The sequence below is a fragment of the Moraxella lacunata genome, assembly GCF_900453205.1.
Taxonomy (GTDB): domain Bacteria; phylum Pseudomonadota; class Gammaproteobacteria; order Pseudomonadales; family Moraxellaceae; genus Moraxella; species Moraxella lacunata_B.
Genome location: NZ_UGQU01000004.1, coordinates 112812 through 134622, shown reverse-complemented (window position 1 = coordinate 134622; position 21811 = coordinate 112812). Strand labels below are relative to the sequence as shown.

The window sequence follows — 21811 nt, the reverse complement described above, 5'->3', positions numbered from 1 at the left end:
CGAACCGCTAAATGTTTAGCAGTTTGCCAATACGTTCCAAAAGCTCCACCTCTTGGAACGGCTTACCCATGTAGTCATTAACACCAATCTCGAAGGCACGGTCTCGATGCTTTTCGCCCGTTCGTGATGTAATCATGATGATTGGCAAATGACTCAAACGGGGACTGTGACGTACCTGCGTTGCGACCTCAAAACCATCCATGCGTGGCATCTCAATGTCAAGTAGCATCAAATCGGGCATGTTGTCTTGTAAAATCTCAATGGCATCCACACCGTCTTTGGCAACGATAACCTCAAAACCTTGACGTTCTAAGAAACGAGATGTTACCTTGCGTACCGTTACAGAATCGTCCACCACCATGATGAGATGGCGACGGCTGACGACAGGTTCCACCTCTTTGTTTTCTCGTTTCGCCTGAGCGGTACGCATGAGTGCCAACAGATCAAGAATGAGCATGACCGAGCCATCACCCATGATGGTCGCCGCCGAGATTCCCGATAGGTTAGAAAGCTGACGACCTAATGGCTTGACCACAATCTCAATACGAGAACCCACAATCTCATCTACCTGCAAAGCAAGGGCTTGCCCTGTCTGAGTTTTGATGATAATCACAGGCAAACTCACTCCCGAGACAATCTCATTAAAATAATTGCCTGTTAAGATTTCATTAAGATAACGCAAACGATAGTTTTTATTATCAATCTTGATGGTGTTATTGCCCGATTGATGATAGGTTAATAGTTCTGTGGCATTCATCTGCACCACACGCTCAATCTGCACCAGCGGGATGGCGTATTGGCGGTCAGCCACACGCACGATGAGTGCATCTGACACAGATACTGTCAATGGCACACGGATGATAAAACGAGAGCCCCTACCAAACTCCGACTCCACTGACACCGAACCACCCAATTGACGAATCTCTGTACGCACCACATCCATACCCACGCCACGACCTGAGATTTGGGTTACTTTGTTTGTGGTGGACAGACCTGCATTAAAGATATACTGCATGATGTCGTTATCAGCAAGCTGTTCGTCGGGGTGAATCAGTCCTTGACTGATGGCTTTATTACGCACCGCCTCTACGTTCACGCCTACCCCATCATCAGACAGCAAGATAACCATCTCACCCCCTTCACGTAGCACCTCTAACGTGATATGACCTGTTAATGGTTTGCCAAGCTCACTACGCTTAGCAGGCATTTCAACACCATGATCAACAGCATTACGAAGCATGTGTTCTAGCGGTGATGTAATGCGGTCAAGAATACTTCTGTCCATCTCATCATCGGCGTTAATTACCGTCAGCTCCACGTTCTTGCCAAGCTCGCTTGCGGTTTGACGCACAATGCGTTGGAGGCGTGGGGTCAGTCGTGAAAATGGCACCATCCGTGAATTCATCAGACTGTCTTGTAAGTCCGCTTGGGTACGTGACAGTTGCAATAGCAAATTCTCACCATCACGGGTCTTATCTAGCATGGTCGCTTTAATGTCTAGCAAGTCTGATGCTGACTCCGAGAGTGATTTGGACAACTGGTTAAGTGACGAATACTGGTCCATCTCCAAGGGGTCAAAATCTTCATCAAACGTACCATCATCAATCTGTGCCAGAATCTGCTCTTCTAGTTCAATATCCATGCGACGTAGCTGGTCAAACAGACGCTGAACCGTAACCCCCATCTCCTCGATACTGTCTGTGATACTAGCAAGGTTCATGTCAATACGAGCACGGTTAATCGCCGCCTCGCCTGACAAGTTAATCATGCGTTCAAGCAGTGGGGCTGAGATACGAATCATCTCATTGTTACTGCTACTGTCCACACTTTCTCCAAACACACCTTTCATGGGTGGCATGCGGCTGATATCACGGGTATTTTTTGATTCTGCCAAGAAGGCTTGATATTCATTGATGAAATCAATTTCATTCTCAAGCGACACCACAGGCACTTCGTTTAGGTCATTGGGGTTTTTGATGAAACGGTGCAAAGCATCTACTAACGGCGTAGGGCGAGGTGGGTTGTAGTTATGTTCTAGCAGCCCAACCGCTGATGTGATCCAATCATGACAGGCAAAGAGTAGATTTGCCACCATACGTGTTGCAGGCAGACGGCGGTTACCCAAGTCCTCATAGACCGTTTCCATCTCGTGAGCGAGGTCAGCCACGCCATTGGCAGAGACCATTCTTGCTCCACCTTTGATGGTGTGTAGCTTACGTTGCAATGCTTGCAAACTTGCCACGTCCGATGTGTTATTACGAAATGCCGCAAAGTTCTCACTACTGCTCTCAGCAAGCTCTTTAGCTTCTTCTAAGAATACACCCAAGATGTCTTTGTCAGGCAAGTTGCCCTGCCAAGAGTCTTTAATAAAACTTTGGTATCTGGCTTCTTCATCAAGCTCAGGTGTGGCAGGCTGGGCAGATGCACTCTCTTCTTTTTTGGCATCAAGCACAGGAATGGCAATCACAGCCCCCTCTGGCACTTCTCCTGCGGATAAATAAGCCTGTAAATCAGCAATGGTATTATCTGCAAAGAAAGACTGCTTGGTATTTTTAACCGCATCTAGCTGCAAGGATAATACATCCTGCACACGTTGCATGGTGCGAACCCACGGGTCGGTGACGGTCATTTGTTTATTGGTAAAGCGTTCGTATACACTCTCTGCTTCGTGAGTTAGATCACCAATACTGCTAATACCTGCCAGTCTCGCTCCACCCTTTATGGTGTGCAAATGTCTTTGCAGGGTTTTTAGATGGTCAAGATTTTCCTTATCATCTCGCCATTGACCGAAAACTTCAGTCACCTCAGCATCAAGCTCCAACGCCTCATCTAAAAAGATTTCTAACAGCTCATCATCTGTGGCAATCATCTCTAAACGAATAGGTGCTTGAGAATCAGACTGTGATACCCCCTCATCAATTGATGCCTTAGATGAATCGGCATCCTCTTTAATCTTAGACTGCTCTTTTAGAGTATTGCCAAGCTCTTGATAATAATTCTCTCGCTCTAACGTGATGATACTTAGGTTATTTAGAATTGATTTATCCACCGTTAACGCCATGCTACCTGCCATGGCGTCAAAGAGCCCAATGAGCTCATGATGAACCGCAAGCAAGGCGTCAATAAAACTGTCATCTTTGGCTTGTTCGGCATGCTCTGCCATCAGTTCATAGGCAGGCTTTAAGGACGCAAGCAGGCTTTGAAATTTTAGCAAATCTTGCGTACGTGCTAAAAGCATGTCAATCTGAGCAAGCTGTGTTTTGGCATAATCACAAATCACATTTTGTTCTTTGACACTCATGCCCTCCAATTCAAGCTCAGCATCAAGCAGCTCATCAATCCCATCAATCAGACTCTCTACATGATAAACATTAGTCTCATCAAGCATCAACTCTTCAATTTCTTGCTTATCCTCAGCCAATTCCCCCAACTCTTGGGCGGTGATAAGACCGCCATCGGTTTGGTTGTAGGCATCAAGATAGCCATCAATAAATGCCACTGCATTTTTGAGTGCTTGTTTGTGTTTATCACCCATCGGTGCATCATGATGTTGCAAACTTTGCAAACCACGCTCAATAATAGCACCCACCTCACCCACTGCCACCAGTGGTGCCAAGCCTGATGCTCCACGCAAGGTGTGAAATGCACGCACCACCTTATTGTCCACGGGTGTCTGAGCATCTGCTTCATGTGCATTTAAAAATATTGTCACCTCCGCCAATAATTCTCTGGCTTCTTCGATAAAGATTTGGCACAGCATATCCTCTTCATCATCTACAGGACTGCTTGGCGTGGTGTTAGACATGATCTGACCTGCCTGCTCCACCAAACTAAGTGCTTCGTGAGTGGGCTTAGTCTTCTTGTCAGTCTCATCATCTTGGGTGCGGTCTGTTTGTTCAGTGGTTTTGTCATTGATGACGTCTTGATTTAACTCACCTTCTACTGATGACTCCACCAAAACAGGCTCAGACACCAATACTCCATCATCTAATGACTGCAAAGCGCCATTATCGGCAACACTGTCAATATCATCACCGTCTTCTGTATTGGCATTTTGTATATCGGCGTTTTTGTCCAACCCATCAGCTGCATCCAATGTGCGATAGTCAAACTCCTTACCATGCCCTTTGCTATAAGCATGAGCGACCGCCTCCCACAGTTTTATCTTGGCAGGGTAATCGTCTGATTTGGATTCAAAGATGGACACCAACGCACCAAACTCGCCCAACACGTCACCGATGAGGGTCTGCATGCCATCATCCATCGGCACGGTCTCATCTAGGACACGGTTTAGCATGTTCTCAATCGACCAAGCCAGCTCGCCAAGCTCATACGCCCCAACCATACGCCCTGAGCCTTTTAGTGTATGAAAACCACGGCGGATGTCAGTCAGCGTGCCTTTGTCAGGACTGCTTTGGTATTTATCAAAAAGCGGAATGATGGTCTCTAAGACCTCGCCTGCCTCTTCGATATAAATCTCGCGAATGTCTTCATCGACCTCCATCGGCTCATGCGTGGTTGCTTTGGCAGTCTCGATAAATGGCAATAGTACCGCAGGCATGTCCGCTGTTTGGTCTTGCTCATCATTGGTGGTATCATCAACAACCTCCTCAGACACGCTCTCAATCTCATCAGCATCTGCCAACTCATCACCAATAGGCTCATCGTCATTCTCGCCAATCATGATGTTGTCATCTGCCACATCATCACTGACCAACTCGTCTGTCTCTACTGGCTCTACTAGTGGTTCGTCTTGCACCTCATCTTCTATGCTCTCGCCTGCTAGGTCAGGTCTGCCTTCATCCATGGGTCTGCCCGCCAAGATATTATTGGCACGCATGACTACCAGTGCATTATCCACGCTCGGGGGCTGACTGCTTGCAAAGTCCTGCACCATAACAGGGATAATTTCGGCAGTCTCACTAACGATGGCCACCACATCAGGGCTGACTTTGACCGTCTCGTCTAGAACACGGTTAAGCATATTTTCAATTGCCCAAGCAGTCTCACCCACTTGAAACGCCCCAACCATACGCCCTGAGCCTTTTAGGGTGTGCCAATTACGGCGAATGTCTTTTAAAGGTTTGAGATTTTGGGGGTCAGCTTGCCATTTTGGTAGGTGCGTGTGCATCTCTTCCATGACTTCATCGACTTCTTCAATGAAAATCTCACGGAATTCTTCATCATGGCTAAAATCATCTTCTTTTAGGCTTGCTTTGGCAGCAAGATAAACCTCACTTAGACCATCTGTAGCCTGCCCCTCTGCTACGTCTTGTTTTGTCTCACCAAGAACTGCCACTTGCTCATCAGACTCTTTTTGGGCAAGTTTTTCATCGGCAATATCAGCAATATTGATATTATTCGTATCATCTGCATCATCTATATCGTCAAAAATAACATCAGCTTCGCCAATCATCTCATCATCAAAGACAACTTCATCAAACACATCTTGATCTGGCAAATCTTGGCTATTGTCGGCTTGAGCAACATCTACACCATCGACAACCATCTCATCTTCGTTGGTGCCATTTTCAGGTAGCTCATCAGTCAATAACTCACTACTTGCAAGACTTGGTACAACATTATCCACCGTGCCTTCATTGACATAATCAGACAATAAAATCTCATCTTCTTTTTGGGTTGCATACACACCATCTTCTGCCGTGTGAGACTCTTGGTCGGGCAACTCATCCACCATAAGCTCATCGTCGTCAAGCTTCTCATCATCCAAGGTCAATGCAATACTGTCATCAAATAAATCCAACTCAATATCTTCATCAGGTAAATGATTGATGATTTGTGGCTCATCTTGGACTGGGTCATCATCTAAGCGTGGATTTTGGCTTTGGTCGCCTACTTGACCGACTGCCAAAACTGGTTCATCAACAAAAATATCATCAAACAGCTCGTCATCTGCCACATCAAAGTCGACTGTTTCACTCTTTGTGGGTGTTTTGATGTCATCAACACCAAAATTATCATCAAAGGTAAGCGTATCATCAAACAAATCATCAAAATCATCTTGGCTGATTTGGTTGTCTTGGGCGACTTGATGACTGATATTAGTACTCTCATCAGGTGTTATGGTGGCTGTCTTATGAGCATCATGAATGTCTAAACCAATCTCATCCAAAGTCTTATCATGCATGCCATCAATGCTAACGTCAATAACATCAACATCATTCTCTGCTTTGGCATCATCCAAAGACATGTCATCCGCTGGCAACTCATCGATGGTCAATGTACCATCTAACTCAAAATCATCAATAACCTGCTCGGTTTGATTTTCATCTTGGGCATTTTTTTGCACAGACGGCTCCACCATCTGACTTTCAAAGACGACATCATGAGCCAGTTCTCGCCCATCTTCTGCTTCGCCGTCTTGCCCATCATTAACACCTAGATTGACATCAATACCCAATCCCAAATCCACATTTGTATTTGTGTCTGTATCCAAAACATCTTGGATGCCACCTTGAGCGTCGTCAAGGTTTGTTTGTGATGGCAAAGTGGGGACGTGTTCGCCTGCGTCATCATAAACCGTGGCATGCTGATGAGCAGAGTGACGTGCCATCTCCACATCATACAGTTCAGGCTCGCTTAGATTGGCATCAAGCAGTAGTCTTTGAGCATCATCGGTGCATTCTTCTGTTCGGGTGAGTAGAGCATGGTCAAATACTTGTTGTGCCAAATTATCAAGGAACATCTCAAACAAGGACAAACACTCGGCAGTCTTATGAGCGATTTGCCATGGGATATGATTTGGTGATTTTTCTTGGAGCAGGGTAAATACCCCCGCAATTTTTGTTGCCACTGTCGCCGCATCAAACAACCCTAGGTCATTAAAGTTTTTAACCAGTAACTCAAAATTCTTAGATGATGGCAGTTTATCGGCTTGTTTATGGTTTAGGTAATCTGAGAACTTATCTTTGACTTCTTCTATTAAGATACGAACTTCACGAAGCACATCTCGCTCATTGGCAACAATGTCATCATGACGACCGCCTTTGGTGTTGATAACCTCGGCGGTACTGGCGATGGCAGTATACAAATCTTGGAGCTGAGTGTTGAGTTGCCACTGCATTTGGGCAAACATCTCATCACTGCTTTGGGCGGTGGTTGCATCACTAATGATTTGTTCCACATAACGGGCATAGAAAGACCAACCACGTGCTGACAGTTGCTCTTGCAAGGCGTGTAGCACATCCATCTTAATCTTGTTGTCCGCCAACGAAAATACCAGCCCCTCCACGGTCGCCAATACATGGGGAAAGAAAGCTTGGTCGTCTGCCAAAATCTCATTGAGATGCTTTAAGAGGTTTTGAGCTTGCTCATTTAACACGTCTAGATTAGCAAGTACTACATAAATATCAGCAATAACATTTTCAAGCCAAATACTTGCTTCAAGCTCTGGGGCAATGCCTGCCTTTTGAAAAGCAATCACACGATCAAGTTCGCCCAAGATATGCGCATAATAAGATGGCAACGGCTTGGTGTTTAATGCGATGTTTTCAAGCCATAGTACCGTGATGAGCCATAGCTTTTGTAGCACAGGCTCCACCGCCGCTCCTGCCAAATGCGTGCTAAGATTACGCAGTTTGGTCAGTTGCTCGCCATTGACCCCGCTTTGAATAAGCTGTCCTGCCAACGCCCGCCACGCCTGATTAATCTCTTGATAGCTTTTGTCATCCAACGTGCTTGACTGCACCACTTTTAGGTCTATTTGCTCGCTAAACCGTTCATGAACCACCGACTGCAAGATGCTTTGTTTGTCTATCTTGCCGCCCACATGAGCCCCTACCAAGTTAAGATAATAAATGCGTGAATTTAGTAAAGGACGTCGCAAAAAACCTGTGGTGGCATAGCGATTCATCTCATGTTGCAACAGATGGCTGGCGTAGATGATTTTTGGTGCCAAAACCGCAGGGTTGCCCGTTTTTGCAAAATGCTCAGCAGTCTCACCGATGGTTTTGGCAAGTTTGGTAAACTCAGGCAGATTTGCCATGACAAGCACATTGCCAATAACACCATATTGGCGAGCAAAATAAGCCAACATCTCAGATGCTGACGGGGCTGCATGGGCGTGCAATGCTTGAAATTCTTGGTTTAACGGGTCAATCAGCCATTCTAATGCCACTAATTCATTGGACTGCTTAATCATATTATCATCCTAAAACAATACTTTAATTGGCTTGTGCCATTTTTTAAATCATCATTTGACATGGGTACAAGTCAGTCATTGGCTTATCTTTTGCCAAGCGTTAATCTGACCGTTATCGACACGCCTCATATTAGGGTGCTGCCAAAACATGGCTTCATTAGGAGCGAACAAAACACAACCGCCAATGTCTAAATTCTGCACAAAATATGCCAAAATGTCTCTTTGGTCAAATTTTCTAAAATAAATCAGCACATTTTGACAAATAATCACCTGTTGCTTGGGTAAGCCAAGCGGTTTTTTTGCAAAAAGGTTATGCCAAAAAAAATTGGGTGTGTTGCCGAGTTTTTATGCCCACCTGCCATATTTTTTGGTGATTAAAAACGCCCACCCCATCGTGCGTGGCATGAAGCTGGGAGCGGTAACGGGCAGGGATTTCATTAATTTGTCTGCCTGTATACTCGCCTTTTTTTGCCAACGTCAGCGAGCGTACGGACAAATCCGAGCCATTGACCTGAAACGGCAAAGGTCTGACAAACTGCCGAGATATCAAGTCAAGTGTCATTGCCAACGAATACGTCTCTTGACCTGTAGAACATCCTGCACTCCATACCGAAAACATCGACGGAACATCAAACGATGGTGTTGCCTTATGCCACTTAGTAATGTAAGATTTGTACAGCTCTCCGACGAATGTCAAAGACGGCTCATGGCGAAAAAAACGACTCTCCGCAATGAGCAAGTTATCAAGTAGCGACTGAGTCAAGGCTGGCAATGGTTCTGACGGTACAACAATATCATGTTGCAAAGCATCATACAGCTCATGTATGCTCATGTTGTGACTTTGGGCGGTGGTCGTGATGGCATAAATGAGCCAATTATGTTGCACCGACGGCAACACAAATCCACAGATTCGCTCTATGTACGCTTGCCACAAAGGCAAATTCATCACGCCCCCCATGCTGACAATCAGTTGTCAGCAAAAACATCATCGTTGGATAGCTTAAAGCCAGATACTGACTCTTGCAAGGCTGCCGCCATCTCGTTTAGACGACCCACCGAACGAGCAGTCGCCATCGTACCTGATGAAGTTTGCGAGGTAATATCTTGAATGATGTTCATCGTGCTAGAAATATGACCTGCAGAGGTGGCTTGCTGACGAGCAGCGTTTGAGATGTTTTGGATTAAATCTGCCAGTGTGTTCGATACGGTTTGTACCTCGTCTAGTGCCTCGCCTGCGTCTTTGGCAAGTTTTGCACCTTTTACAACTTCTGCAGTGGTAGACTCCATCGATGATACCGCTTCATTGGTATCCGCCTGAATGGTCTTAACCAGTGTCTCAATCTGACGAGTCGCCGCAGCCGAACGTTCTGCCAGTCGCTGTACCTCGTCGGCAACGACCGCAAAACCACGACCTGCCTCACCTGCCATCGATGCCTGAATGGCAGCGTTCAAGGCCAGAATATTGGTTTGGTCGGCAATGTCGTTAATCAATCCAACGATATCACCAATCTCCTGAGACGATTCACCCAGACGCTTAATACGCTTAGAGGTTTCTTGAATCTGATTACGGATGGTGTTCATGCCCTCAATAGAGCGTTGTACCACGTCCGCACCGTTTTGAGCAATGGCAACCGAACGCTGGGCAACCAAGGCAGACTCTGAAGCGTTGGCAGATACTTGGTCAATCGACACCGCCATCTCATTAATCGCGGCAGACACGCCTGCAATCTCTTGGGCTTGGTGTTCGGACGCTTCGGCAAGCTCTACCGCGGTCATCTGTGTTTGCTGTGATGACTGGGCAACTCGGTCGGCGGTGGTGTTAATGGCAAGTACCAGCTGACGCAGTTGGTCGATGGCGAAGTTCACCGAGTCGGCAATCGCCCCCGTAAAATCTTCTGATACAGTGGCGTTTACGGTCAAGTCACCTTCTGCTAGGTCGCCCAATTCATCAAGCAGTCGCAAAATCGCCATCTGCGAGCGTTCGTTTTCTTCTTGGATTTGTCTGGCTCGTGCCGCTTCTTTTTCCATCTCTTGACGCTGACGCATGTTTTCTTTTTCACTAATGCGTAATTCTTGACTGTTTTGCTGTCTTAGTAAACGATACAAAGCAAATGCCAAAGCAAGAGCACTAAGTAGCAACAAAAGTGCAGGGATTAGAATGCTTTTTTGGGTAATAATGCCACGGTCAATCTTTGACAGTTGCTCTTGGGTCTTAGTAGCAAGGTCAGTGAGTGCTTGGGCAGATTCACGGGATTGGATGGTGGGGTTGCTTAGGTCGGTCAGTTGGGTAATCACTGGCTCCACCATCTGCTGATAGGTGTCACCGATGGCTTGCAAGGATGGGGAGGCTTGCCCATAGACTGCTTGCTGGTTTTTTAAGATGCGTGCAAAATTTGACACTTCTTCTTTAAACTCATCGGTATTGGTGCCTGTACTGCTGGTCAATGCCGCCATTTTTTCGCTGATGCGTTCAAGGCGTAAAATCTGCTCTTGGATTTCTTTGATGGTGGCAGATGACAGCCCTACTTTTATCGCCTGATCGGTAACACTCGCATACTGCTCTTGCATTTGACGAGCGGCATCTTGAACCTGATTTTGTAAATCTTGCAAAGCGTTGACGTCGTTTTGATGTGTGACGATATAATCGACACTGCCTTTTTTAGACTGCCAATCACTGCTGATGGCGTTGATCGCCTCTGCATCGCCCACCATTTTGTTATTTTGTAGGCGTGATAATGCCGACTCATAGGACTGCACGTCTGTCAGTAACTTGGCATAAGCAGCTTTACTAACATCAAAATCACGAGAAAACGTGGCGTCATTGACATCTTTGACGATATTTACCGCACTGACTTCCAGCTGATTGACATCGCCAAGATAATCGGTTACTTTTAGAAGTGAATACGCCAAATACGCCAAGCTAAACATGGCAATGAACCCAGAGATGATGAGTAGCGTCCACCACTTTTTCTCTGAATCTGACGTTGGTGCGACCACTAGGGGTTCTGAGACTTTGCTCACATCATTCATTTTGCTTATCCTTTTAAAACCGAGCCACTTATCAATATCGCCCGCTTCTTACTTAACTGATACAACTCATCAATTCCACCACTTGCTGATGAAATGCTTTTGATTGGTTTTACATTTGCTCAAACACACTGGGCGTGACCACCCTATAACACAAATGATATTTTTAGAAATATTTATGACACAATTTGTCATTGGCAAAAAAATTTTAGCATGCTGGCAAGTTTTGATTTTATAGCAAACACTTAGGCTGTCAAAATCAACAACACACCACCAGCATAATTAGCCTAACGCTGCATTTAGATACTCTGTATCATGAAACAGCAAAGACGGCATAACCACATGCCATGCCTTATCATCTTTGACAAATCTGCCGTGGTTATACGGAGCAAAGGGCGACTCTTCAGGCAAAGGTACATCTTGGTATTCACTGCCTGAAAACTGCACCATGCCTGTCACTTGATCCACCAAAATACCCGAAAAAAAGCCGTCTTGGTCGACAACCATGACCTTTTTGTTTTTAAGACGCTCATGGCTGTCAATGTTTAAAAATTTTGCCAAATCCGCCAAAGGCAACAGCCGTCCCCGTACGTTCGCCACACCAAGTAGCCACGGCTTGGTCAAGGGAATGGGGGTCAGCTCAGGCACCGCCAAAATCTCAGACACCTCGCCCATCGGAGCGACAAATTCTTGTCCGCCCACTTCAAAGGCAATGCCAATCCACTGTGTATAATCCGAGTCATGTCGCCCTGTCGCCCGAGCCTTGGCAAGGTCGGCAAGACGCAAAAGCTCAATAAAACCAAAAGATGCCATGATTTACCCCGCAGATACACTCATGACAGAACGAATGACTCTGATGAGTTCTTCTTCGTTAATGGGCTTAGTTAAGTATTCTTTTGCCCCTTGACGCTTACCCCACACACGGTCTGTCTCTTGGTTTTTGGTACTGACAATGACCACAGGAATGTGGGCAGTCTTTGGCTCACGGGTGATTTTACGGGTTGCTTGAAAGCCGTTCATCTCAGGCATGACGATGTCCATAAGCACCACATCGGGCATGACTTCAATCGCTTTGGCACAGCCATCTTCGCCATTGTAAGCCTCAAACATCTCAAAGCCATTTTTGACCAAAATTTCACGAAATCGCAACATCTCTGTGGGCGAATCATCCACAACTAACACTTTTGCCATGTCTGTCTCCTATATTAATGAATTTAACTTCTAACTAATCATCAAGAAGTCAAGAGAGCCGACTAGCGAAAGCGACTGATGGTCGCAAACAAGTCTTCTTTACTAAATGGTTTGGTCAAATACTCGTTTGAGCCCACGATACGTCCACGAGCTTTGTCAAACAGACCATCTTTGGACGATAGCATGATGACAGGTTTTTGGGCGTATTCTGGGTGATTTTTAATCATTGAGCAGGTTTGATACCCATCAAGACGTGGCATCATAATATCTACAAAGATGATGTCAGGGTTAGTCTCAACGATTTTTGATAAAGCATCAAAGCCATCAACGGCAGTAATCACTTCACAGCCTTCTTTTTGGAGTAGGGCTTCAGCAGTACGACGGATGGTTTTTGAGTCATCGATAATCATGACTTTTAGGCCAGCTAGTTCACTCACGGTGTTATCCTTTGTTTAAAAATGGATTGTCAATTAGAAAGTCAAAATCAGTTACCTCATTAAACATCAAGCCCTATCATTGATTGATAAAACTAAACGTTAATAAGATTTGGTTAAATTTTGACAAATATTTTAGTCAGTAAAAACCTACTTTACTTTTTAGCACAAATAAGGCAAATTTTCCACTCTTTTTTGATAAAACAAAGGATTTATGGGCTAAAAATATGATACGATAGCAAGGTATTTTTAGCGACCTGTTTTTATTGTCTTGTTATCATGAATTTACCTTTTTGCTCATTGTCCTGCCAGTCATCTTGGCGGTCTCTGTCCGCCCTTGTGGTACTGTCCTTGTTGGTGAGTGCCTGCGAGCCTGTGCCTGATGCCAAACTGACCGATTTGGAGAGCTTTGATGACAAGCACAAGCGAGATGGACTGGTGCATGGCAACACGGCTGTGCGTCCGCCCACCGATGCTGATAACGCCAAAATCACCATCAATGGCGACAACGTCACCCTTGCCACCGCTCATGTCATGGCAATCAAATCCGAACGTTATCAGCCTGCCTTTCGCCTAGAAGGGGTCATCATTCCCCACAAGCAGACAACCATCCCCCTACCCCAAGATGGCAAACTTGACCGCATGCTTATCAAAGTAGGCGATACGATCAAGGTGGGCGACATCGTGGGCAAGTTTTATCAAGAAACCGTCACTTTTGCCGACAATCCCGATAACATCTCCAATGACAGCCTAGATGACAACAAAAGCGATGACGACACCATCGCCGATGATACGGGCAAACCTGCTGACAATGCCGTCACCGACAAGCAAAACACAAACAAAGCAGAAAATACAAAAACATCCGAAAAATCAAAAGACCAATCCAAAAACACAGGCAAAACCAGCTTCCAAGAGCAGACGGATGACACCGATGATGAGATACCAACAGCCCCCATCATCACCAAAATCCCCTTTGATGTCAAAAGTCCGATGACAGGCAAGGTAGATGCGATATTCATCAATGATAAAGACAAAACCCACCCCCAGACCACGCCTGTACTTGTCATCTCCGATGAGCGGTTTATTAAGTTCATCAGCCCCTTGCCTGCCGACTTTGCCGATTATCTTGCCATCGGCGATGGGGTGAGCTTTGACACCGAAGATGGGCGAAGTTTTGGCGGTCAGATACAAGAGATTGCCCTCAACCCCAAAGTGCGTGGCATGATGGAAATCCACGTCGCCATCAAGCCCGAGCAAGCCAAAAAAGCCAAACTCACGCTTGGCGAACGGGTCGGCGGTTATGTCAATTATGGACAAATCGATGTGGGTGTACTCGTGCCTGCTTTTGCCATTTTTGATGATGAGCTAAACCCCATGGATTTGTCCGAGCTGACCAAGCCACCCTATCGCCCTGCCACACCCCGCCCTGCATGGCTATGGACAGTGGGACAAGATGAACGCTTGGCTTTATCCAAAATCGTCGTCATTGAATACCAACCCGAAAGCGACCAATATCTCATCGCAGGCATTGCCTTAGATGGTTTGGTCGTTCTTGCCGATTTGCCCAAACAAGCTCATGGCGGACGAGTGCGTTTAAAATAACCCATAGGCTATTATCCCCCAATCTCACAATCATCTGTAACAATAGTTACAAAGAGTGGGTAAATGTAGGCAAAATCGGCTAAAATACACCCCGTCATTTTAATTAAATAACAATTTACCCCTTGCCAAAGTGAATAAATATTGGCAAGATATAGCCATGATTTTTTCGCCCTTATTTTTGGGCGTCTTTATATCTTTACAAAAGACAATTTAAATACTATTTGACATAAGGCATGACCATGACCAAGCAAATCCTACTCATCGAAGACGACCCAGATTTGGCAGAGCTTATCAGCGACTATCTGTCCATGAACTATTATGAAGTTCATCACGCCCCCACCGCCCAAGAAGGGCTTGACCTACTAGAAGCCAAAGAGCGTGATATTAACCTTATCGTGCTTGACCTAATGCTCCCTGACATGGACGGCATGCAGGTCTGCCAAAAGGTGCGCGCCTCCAAGAATGTGATGATTAACAAAGTGCCAATCGTCATGCTCACCGCCAAGGGCGACACCACCGACCGTGTGCTGGGCTTAGAGATGGGGGCGGACGACTACATTGCCAAACCGTTCGAGCCCCGTGAACTGCTCGCTCGTATCCGTGCGGTGCTACGCCGTCATGAGACCCCCAACCAAGCCGACACCAATTCAGGCAGTCTGACCTTTGGGCGACTGACCGTATTCCCCGACAGTCATGAAGTGACCATTGATGACAACATCGTCCGTCTGACCACGCACCAATTCCAGCTCCTGCACTACTTTGCCACCCATGCTGGCAAAGTGCTAAACCGTGAACAGCTCTGGCAAGCCATGCCGAACGATGACAGTTCCGAGAACATCGACCGTGCCATTGACGTGCATATCTCACGCCTTAGAGCCTTAATTGAAGACAATCCCCGTCAGCCCAAACGTATCATTACCGTGCGTGGCGTGGGTTATCAGTTCGCCACTGACCAAGTATAATCTTACCAAACATTCAATTCTTATGGGACTGGATGTTTGTTTTTTTAATGGCGGTTTAATAAATATATCAACCAAACCAATACCCTGTTAGACTGCCATTTTATTTTAAATCCACCTGCTACTATCCATGCCCCACAGAAACAACCCACCGCCCAGCTTTGGTTTTCGCTCGCTGTTTGCACGGCTGTTTATCAGCGTGTTTTTGGCGATTATCGCCTTTGCCATTGCCATGATTTTGCTTGCCCAGCTTGTCCATAATAACTCCGACAGCATGAAATCCAAAGTCATCGCAGGGCAAATCGTGGGGCAAATCGACCCTTTTTTGGTCGAAGTGGATAAGCTAAGCAAAGACAATAACCGCTTACAAGCACGTTTTATCCTTGCCGTGGTCAAAAAAAGCTTTGATATTTTTGATGAAAGCCTAAACGCCAAAATCGGACTCTACGACCCCAGTCTCAGGCTTATTTTGCAGACCGAAGAGACCGAACTGCCCGAACGTCTGCCCCCCACGCCGTCATGGCTTGCCGAGACATTGCCCACCTTATCAGGCAAAGAGCCACATCACGTCATCTTAAAGACCAGCTCGGGCTACTCGGTGTGGTATGAGAGCCGAAAACCGCCCAAAGAACGTCCGTTTTTGGGCATGTTTAACTTCTTTACTGGCACGTTTTTGCTGATTCTTATCATGACGGCGGTACTGTGGGGCATTGCCCATAACATGACGTGGCGACTCAATCAGATGAGTCGCAAGATGGCAAAAATGGGTGATGGTGATTTTAGTGTGCGGGTCAATCAGACGGGCAATGATGAGATTGCCATGCTCGCCTATGGCTTTAACCAATCTGCCGAGAAGATAGAGCGACTCATCAATGCCAACAGCCTACTGCTCGCCCACGCCAGTCATGAGTTTAGAACGCCGATTACTCGCATTCGCTTGCAGATTGAGATGATGGACATGCTCACCCAAAAGCTCGACCCTGCCGACAAAGCCAAGTTTGACAAGCGTGCCAATGCCATCAATCGTGACCTAACAGGGCTTAATGATTTGGTTGAGAGCATTCTCTTGGTGAGTCGTCTGGACGCAGGTCATGCCCTACAAGCCAATGAAAGCGTGGATTTGGTAGAGCTTATCAAAAGCGAATGCCAACACTACACCGAAGCGACGCTCTTTGCTGAGCCTGTGACGATGATGGCACAGCCCAAACTGCTGACGCATTTGGTGCGTAATCTCATCAATAACGCTCTCATTCATGGCACACCCCCTGTGGAAGTCTATGTCTATGGCTCGCCCAGTCTGGCAGAAGCAGGCTTTATCCCCAAAGCACTCATCGACCTTGGCAAAGACGATGACCACATGAACACGCCTGCCACTCATGACATCACAACCGCCCACGGCAGTGACCATGATGAGCTGGCAAGCCATCTTAATATCAATGATGACTTGCCAAAACAAACCGAACAAATAGACAATAAAGAAGAGAGCGACAACAAAGAGCAAACGCAAACCACCCAAGATACGGCATTAGAGAAGCATACCCGTGCCTTCTTTAAACTACTCTCTCGCAACAAAGACAAAGATGATGGCAAAAAAAGCCACTATGCCGTACTGGCAGTCATCGACCAAGGAGCTGGCATTCCTGTGGATAAGCGTGAAGATATATTTAGTCCCTTTGTACGGCTCAAACAAGAGAAAAAAGGTTCAGGACTTGGGCTGTCGCTGGTCGCCCAAATTGCCGAAGCTCATGGCGGACATATCAGCACCGACACATGGCAGGGCAAAACTCGCTTTTTGGTGGTGTTGCCGATAAATCAGGATGGTTAATGCCAATCATATACACCCAAGAAGCTTTAAAATTACTACAAATACAATGATGTGTGGACGTAGGGACGTGGTAAATATCAAGTTGGTTGGGTGTAGCACCCCATATTCCATAGGGCGTGTTGAACTTTGGTATTTGCAATGAAAAATGCCTGTTTAAAAAAGCAGGGGAATCGCCCGTTTTTCAAGGAAAAAACTTGAGGTTGATAGTCATTCTATCAAGCAAGTTTTTGACTTCGAGCCACAAGATTTAGCCATTTTTCATGCAAAAATTGATTGAAACTGTTAAACTTTCATCTTATTTTATAAGAATGTTATCAATGGTAGGCACGCCCTAATAACCCCATGAAAAAATCCAATCAAACACCCCATTTATACCGCCTAATCTTCGCCCAAAACATGAGACAACTTCGGCGTATCAAAGAGTTCTCCCAAGAAGAGCTGGCATTTCAGGCGGGCATCAGCAAAACTTATGTCTGTGAGATTGAAAATGGTGGACGGGCAGTGTCCATTGACCTGATGGGGCAGATTGCCGACGCCCTAGAAACTCCGCTGGATAAGTTACTCATAGAGCAAGACCTAACCAAGATGTTTTAAGCAAACACTTTTAAAAAAATGGGTATTGTTAAATAAAGATAGATTTTAAGGTTTTCCGTTCGGACTGAGCTTGTCGAAGTCTAGGAAAACCGTTATGGTTCGACAAGCTCACCACGAACGGCTTTCTAGAAAAGTATACTCAATTAACAATACCAAAAAATGATTTGACATAAAAAATCGCCCGACATGACTGTGGGCGATTTTGTGGTATTTATCATCAAACCAAAACATTAACTCTCACGTCTGTAAGGACGTTCACGCACCCATTTGGTGGCGATAAATTTCACACCTGTAATGACAGGCACGCCTGCATGCAAGGTCAGTTTGTCTACATCCCCCTGCTCGTCTACATCAGCAAAGAACACCGCACCACCCTTTTTGGGCTTGACTTCCATACCCACACTGGGAAATGACGTTCCGCCCCCTGCCTGCACATCTGACAGATACATCACACAAGTGCCGACACGCTGTCCGCCTACTTCCAAATGCTTGCGACCGCCCACGCTGTCACCAAAATAATCAAAATGTGGACGGTATTCTCCGCCTTTTTGATAACGCAGTACCTGCAAACCCTCGCCATTTTCCACCGGCCAATTTAGCAGGGCCGCTAACCGTCTCTCCACGCGGTCAATGACCTCAAACTCACCCAAAGTGAACTGGGCGTTATCACTACTGCGGTGAGCGTGCAGACGTGAATTACCAGTCTTTTCATCAACAACCTTACCACGCTCCAACCTACCATCCGCCAATGCAATCAGCTCATCGCACTCCGCCTGTGTGAGCAGGTTGTCAAACACTACCACTCGGGGCGATTTTAGAGTACAAACCACCTGCACGACATGCCCATCAATATTAACAAAATTCTCATCATCATTGGTGATATTTGGACGCACGGCAGGCAGATACTTGCTTGGCAATTTTTTATTGTCTGCCAAGACTTTGGCGATACTGGCAGGGCTACACCCCCTCTCAATGTTAGTCTCTATCCACGCTCTCCAACTGTCATCAAGTGTCAAGCTCAATGCCAGTAAGTCTTCATGAGTCAATGATGAAAAGGCAGATGATGTCATATGAATACTCCTATTTGTGCAACTTATTATCAAAAAACCGCTTACCTTAGGGCAAGCGGTTTTTGCCATGACATCACAGGGTGCGCGCCACTTCGTGAATCTCAAAGACTTCAATCTTATCGCCAGCAGCGACTTCATAGCCTTTGACTGCCAGACCACACTCCATGCCTGCCTTAACCTCGTTCACATCGTCTTTGTAGCGACGCAAGGATTGGAGCTGTCCTGTAAAGATGACTTTATCATCACGCAGAACACGGATGGGCTTGTTACGATAAATCGTGCCTTCTTGTACCATACAGCCTGCAGCCGCCCCGAACTTGCTAGAACGGAACACTTCACGCACCTCGGCAATACCCAAGATTTTCTCACGGTGCTCAGGGGCAAGCATGCCACTCATCGCTGCTTTGACATCGTCAATCAAGCCATAAATCACGCTATAATAACGAATGTCAAGCCCCACTTCATCTGCTTTACGCTTGCCAGCATTGTCAGCACGCACGTTAAATCCAAGCAGAACCGCCTCACTAGACTCCGCCAAGATGACATCAGACTCAGTGATGGCACCCACGCCCGAGCTAATCACACGCACTTTGACTTCATCGGTTGACAGCTCATCTAACGCACTAAGCAGGGCTTCTAGCGAACCACGCACGTCTGTTTTTAGGATAAGATTTAGGGTTTTTGCCTCACTGCCCATGTTGGCAAACATGTTTTCTAGACGCATTTTGTTTTGGCGTTCAAGCAAACGTTCACGCTCACGAGCGATACGAAAATCCGCCACTTCACGGGCTTTTTTCTCATCAGAGACCACCAAGAACTCAGAACCCGCCATCGGAGCATCAGGCAAGCCCAAAATCTCCACAGGAATAGAAGGCCCTGCTGACTTAATGCGTTCGCCATTTTCGTCCGTCATCGCACGCACTTTGCCATAGAACTCGCCTGCCAGTACAAGGTCGCCTTGTTTTAGCGTGCCTTTTTTGACCAGTAGGCTTGCCACCGCACCACGCCCTTTGTCTAGGCGAGATTCGATGACCACGCCTTGGGCAGCACCATCCACAGGGGCGGTCAGCTCCATGATTTCGGCTTGGATACTGATGGTCTCTAACAGCTCATCAATACCCATGCCTGTTTTGGCAGAGACCTTGACCAGTGACGTATCCCCACCCCAAGCGTCCGTAATGATTTCTTTGACTGACAGCTCATTTAGCACACGCTCTGGGTCAGTGGTGTCTTTATCCATCTTGTTCATGGCGATGATGATTGGCGTACCAGCCGCTCGTGCATGGTCGATGGCTTCTTCGGTCTGTGGCATAACCCCGTCATCCGCCGCCACCACGATGACCACGATGTCGGTCGCCTGAGCCCCACGTGAACGCATGGCAGTAAAGGCAGCGTGACCAGGGGTATCAAGGAAAGTAATCACGCCACGGTCAGTCTCAACATGGTACGCCCCGATGTGCTGGGTAATACCACCAGCTTCACCGCTTGCCACTTTGGTTTCACGGATCTTATCCAGTAGTGATGTCTTACCATGGTCAACGTGACCCATGATGGTAACGACAGGCGGACGGGTTTGGACGTTGCCTTGTTTCTCGGTGGCAGCCTCTTGTAGGTCGTCTTCTAGTTGGGTGTCAGACACAGCGATGAAGTTATGCCCAAACTCTTCGATGACAAGGGCAGCGGTGGTTTGGTCGATGACATCGCCCTCACGCACCATCTCGCCCATTTTCATGAGCGACTTGATGACCTCACGCACTTTGACCGCCATTTTTTGGGCAAGGTCAGACACGACAATCCCTTCGCCCACTTCAACATTATGGATGATTTTTTCCACAGGCATCTCAAACTTATGTTTGCTTGCTTGTGATGATTTTAATCCACGTGACTTAGGTCTGATTTCAAGCTCTTCTTTGCCTTTTTTCTTACCGCCTTTGGCACGGCTTGATGTACTGCTGGTACCACGCTTAATCTCACGACGCTCTTTTTCAAAAGACTCTTCTAATGCCGCTCCGACCAGACCTGCCGCCAATGGCTCATCTTTACGCACGACCGCACTTGGCACCTCGTCTTTTTCACTATAACGATTTGCCATTTGTTTCATCTGCTCCAAAGTGCGATTTTGGGCGTCAATGGCAGCACGGCGACGGTTTTCCGCTTCTATCTCACGCAGTTTTTGCTCTTCGGCTTCACGAGCAAGGCGAGCTTGACGCTCTTCTTCGGTCTCGCTCTTAGCAGGTTTGGCAGGTTGTTTTTTGGCTTTGTCTGTCTTGGTCTCTTTTTTGTCAGATTTTACGTCACTCTTGGCAGCTGTGCCTTTTTTGACCACAGATGAGCTGACCACGCTGTCGTCTTTATCGGCTTCATCTTTTTTGGCTTTTTTGACGACCACAGACGCACTGGACTTACTCTCGCCACCATTTGCACTGCCCGAGTTGGCGCGCATGGCAGCCAATGTCGCCTCTTGGCGCATGGCAGCTTCTTGTTTGGCACGCTCTTCGTTTTGTTTGGCTTCTAGGGCGGCGATGGCTTTGGCTTGTTCGGCTTCACGCTCTGCTTGGGCTTTGGCTTTTTCGGCAGCTAAGTCAGGTTTTTGGATGTCAAACTGCTTTTTCTTGGCACGCACGACATTGATGTTTTGGGCTTTGCCGGTGGTGGTGGTGATTTTTTTGGTGGTGGTGGTTTTTTGAGTCATGCCAATGCGGGTCTTTTGGGCTTGACCATGACTTTGTTTTAAAAACGCCACGAGTGTTGCCTGCTCATCGGTTGAGACAGAATCATCTTCGCCACGAGTGGGCAGACCTGCGTCTTTTAGTTGTTTTAAAAGCACGTCAGTGGTAATGTTAGAGTCTTTTGCTAATTCTTTTACGGTTTTTGTCGCCATTGGTTTACCTAAATTTGTTTGGTTATCTGATGAATGATTTTATCATAAAATAATGAATTTGGTGAAA

13 protein-coding genes are annotated in these 21811 nt (G+C 46.6%); 4 read left to right on the top strand and 9 right to left on the bottom strand.

All coding sequences use genetic code 11. The features are described 5' to 3' along the window. Positions 1–7: 7 nt before the first annotated feature. The 7 genes from DX073_RS13045 to DX073_RS13015 form a co-directional block, all read right to left on the bottom strand. On the bottom strand, positions 8–8161 hold the full coding sequence (locus tag DX073_RS13045; RefSeq protein WP_115008442.1) for an Hpt domain-containing protein: 8154 nt from the start codon (positions 8159–8161) through the stop codon (positions 8–10). A gap of 75 nt (positions 8162–8236) precedes the next feature. After that, positions 8237–8431, bottom strand: coding sequence for a CheR family methyltransferase (locus DX073_RS14410; RefSeq protein ID WP_115008441.1), 195 nt, complete (start codon positions 8429–8431; stop codon positions 8237–8239). Positions 8432–8471: 40 nt separating this feature from the next. Next, positions 8472–9107 (bottom strand): CheR family methyltransferase, encoded by a 636-nt coding sequence (locus DX073_RS13035; protein ID WP_181814460.1) that lies wholly within the window; start codon positions 9105–9107, stop codon positions 8472–8474. A 20-nt stretch (positions 9108–9127) separates the two neighbouring features. Continuing rightward, the gene (locus DX073_RS14820; RefSeq protein WP_258556966.1) at positions 9128–11191 is read right to left on the bottom strand and encodes a methyl-accepting chemotaxis protein; all 2064 of its coding nucleotides are present in this window, start codon (positions 11189–11191) and stop codon (positions 9128–9130) included. A 279-nt stretch (positions 11192–11470) separates the two neighbouring features. Continuing rightward, positions 11471–12001 (bottom strand): chemotaxis protein CheW, encoded by a 531-nt coding sequence (locus DX073_RS13025; protein WP_078274805.1) that lies wholly within the window; start codon positions 11999–12001, stop codon positions 11471–11473. Positions 12002–12004: 3 nt separating this feature from the next. Then, the gene (locus DX073_RS13020) at positions 12005–12379 is read right to left on the bottom strand and encodes a response regulator (protein WP_115008439.1); all 375 of its coding nucleotides are present in this window, start codon (positions 12377–12379) and stop codon (positions 12005–12007) included. Between the two features lie 62 nt (positions 12380–12441). Then, positions 12442–12789: a response regulator gene (locus DX073_RS13015; RefSeq protein WP_036388546.1), complete on the bottom strand. Its 348-nt coding sequence runs from the start codon at positions 12787–12789 to the stop codon at positions 12442–12444. 303 nt (positions 12790–13092) lie between these two features. Between DX073_RS13015 and DX073_RS13010 the strand changes: the two genes are divergently transcribed. From DX073_RS13010 to DX073_RS12995, 4 genes are all read left to right on the top strand, one after another. Further along, positions 13093–14415, top strand: coding sequence for an efflux RND transporter periplasmic adaptor subunit (locus tag DX073_RS13010; RefSeq protein ID WP_115008438.1), 1323 nt, complete (start codon positions 13093–13095; stop codon positions 14413–14415). A gap of 239 nt (positions 14416–14654) precedes the next feature. Beyond that, positions 14655–15377, top strand: coding sequence for a response regulator transcription factor (locus DX073_RS13005; protein ID WP_115008437.1), 723 nt, complete (start codon positions 14655–14657; stop codon positions 15375–15377). A 127-nt stretch (positions 15378–15504) separates the two neighbouring features. Next, positions 15505–17199, top strand: coding sequence for a HAMP domain-containing sensor histidine kinase (locus tag DX073_RS13000; RefSeq protein WP_220186762.1), 1695 nt, complete (start codon positions 15505–15507; stop codon positions 17197–17199). A gap of 342 nt (positions 17200–17541) precedes the next feature. Then, entirely contained in the window at positions 17542–17793 is a 252-nt protein-coding gene (locus DX073_RS12995) for a helix-turn-helix domain-containing protein (RefSeq protein WP_029103941.1), read from the top strand. A 230-nt stretch (positions 17794–18023) separates the two neighbouring features. Here the strand turns inward: DX073_RS12995 and DX073_RS12990 are convergent, their stop codons facing one another. Both DX073_RS12990 and infB read right to left on the bottom strand, forming a co-directional pair. Next, positions 18024–18863, bottom strand: a complete 840-nt coding sequence (locus DX073_RS12990; protein ID WP_181814459.1) for a 2OG-Fe(II) oxygenase — start codon at positions 18861–18863, stop codon at positions 18024–18026. A 73-nt stretch (positions 18864–18936) separates the two neighbouring features. After that, positions 18937–21744, bottom strand: a complete 2808-nt coding sequence (infB, locus tag DX073_RS12985) for a translation initiation factor IF-2 (RefSeq protein WP_115008435.1) — start codon at positions 21742–21744, stop codon at positions 18937–18939. Between the last annotated feature and the right edge of the window lie 67 nt (positions 21745–21811).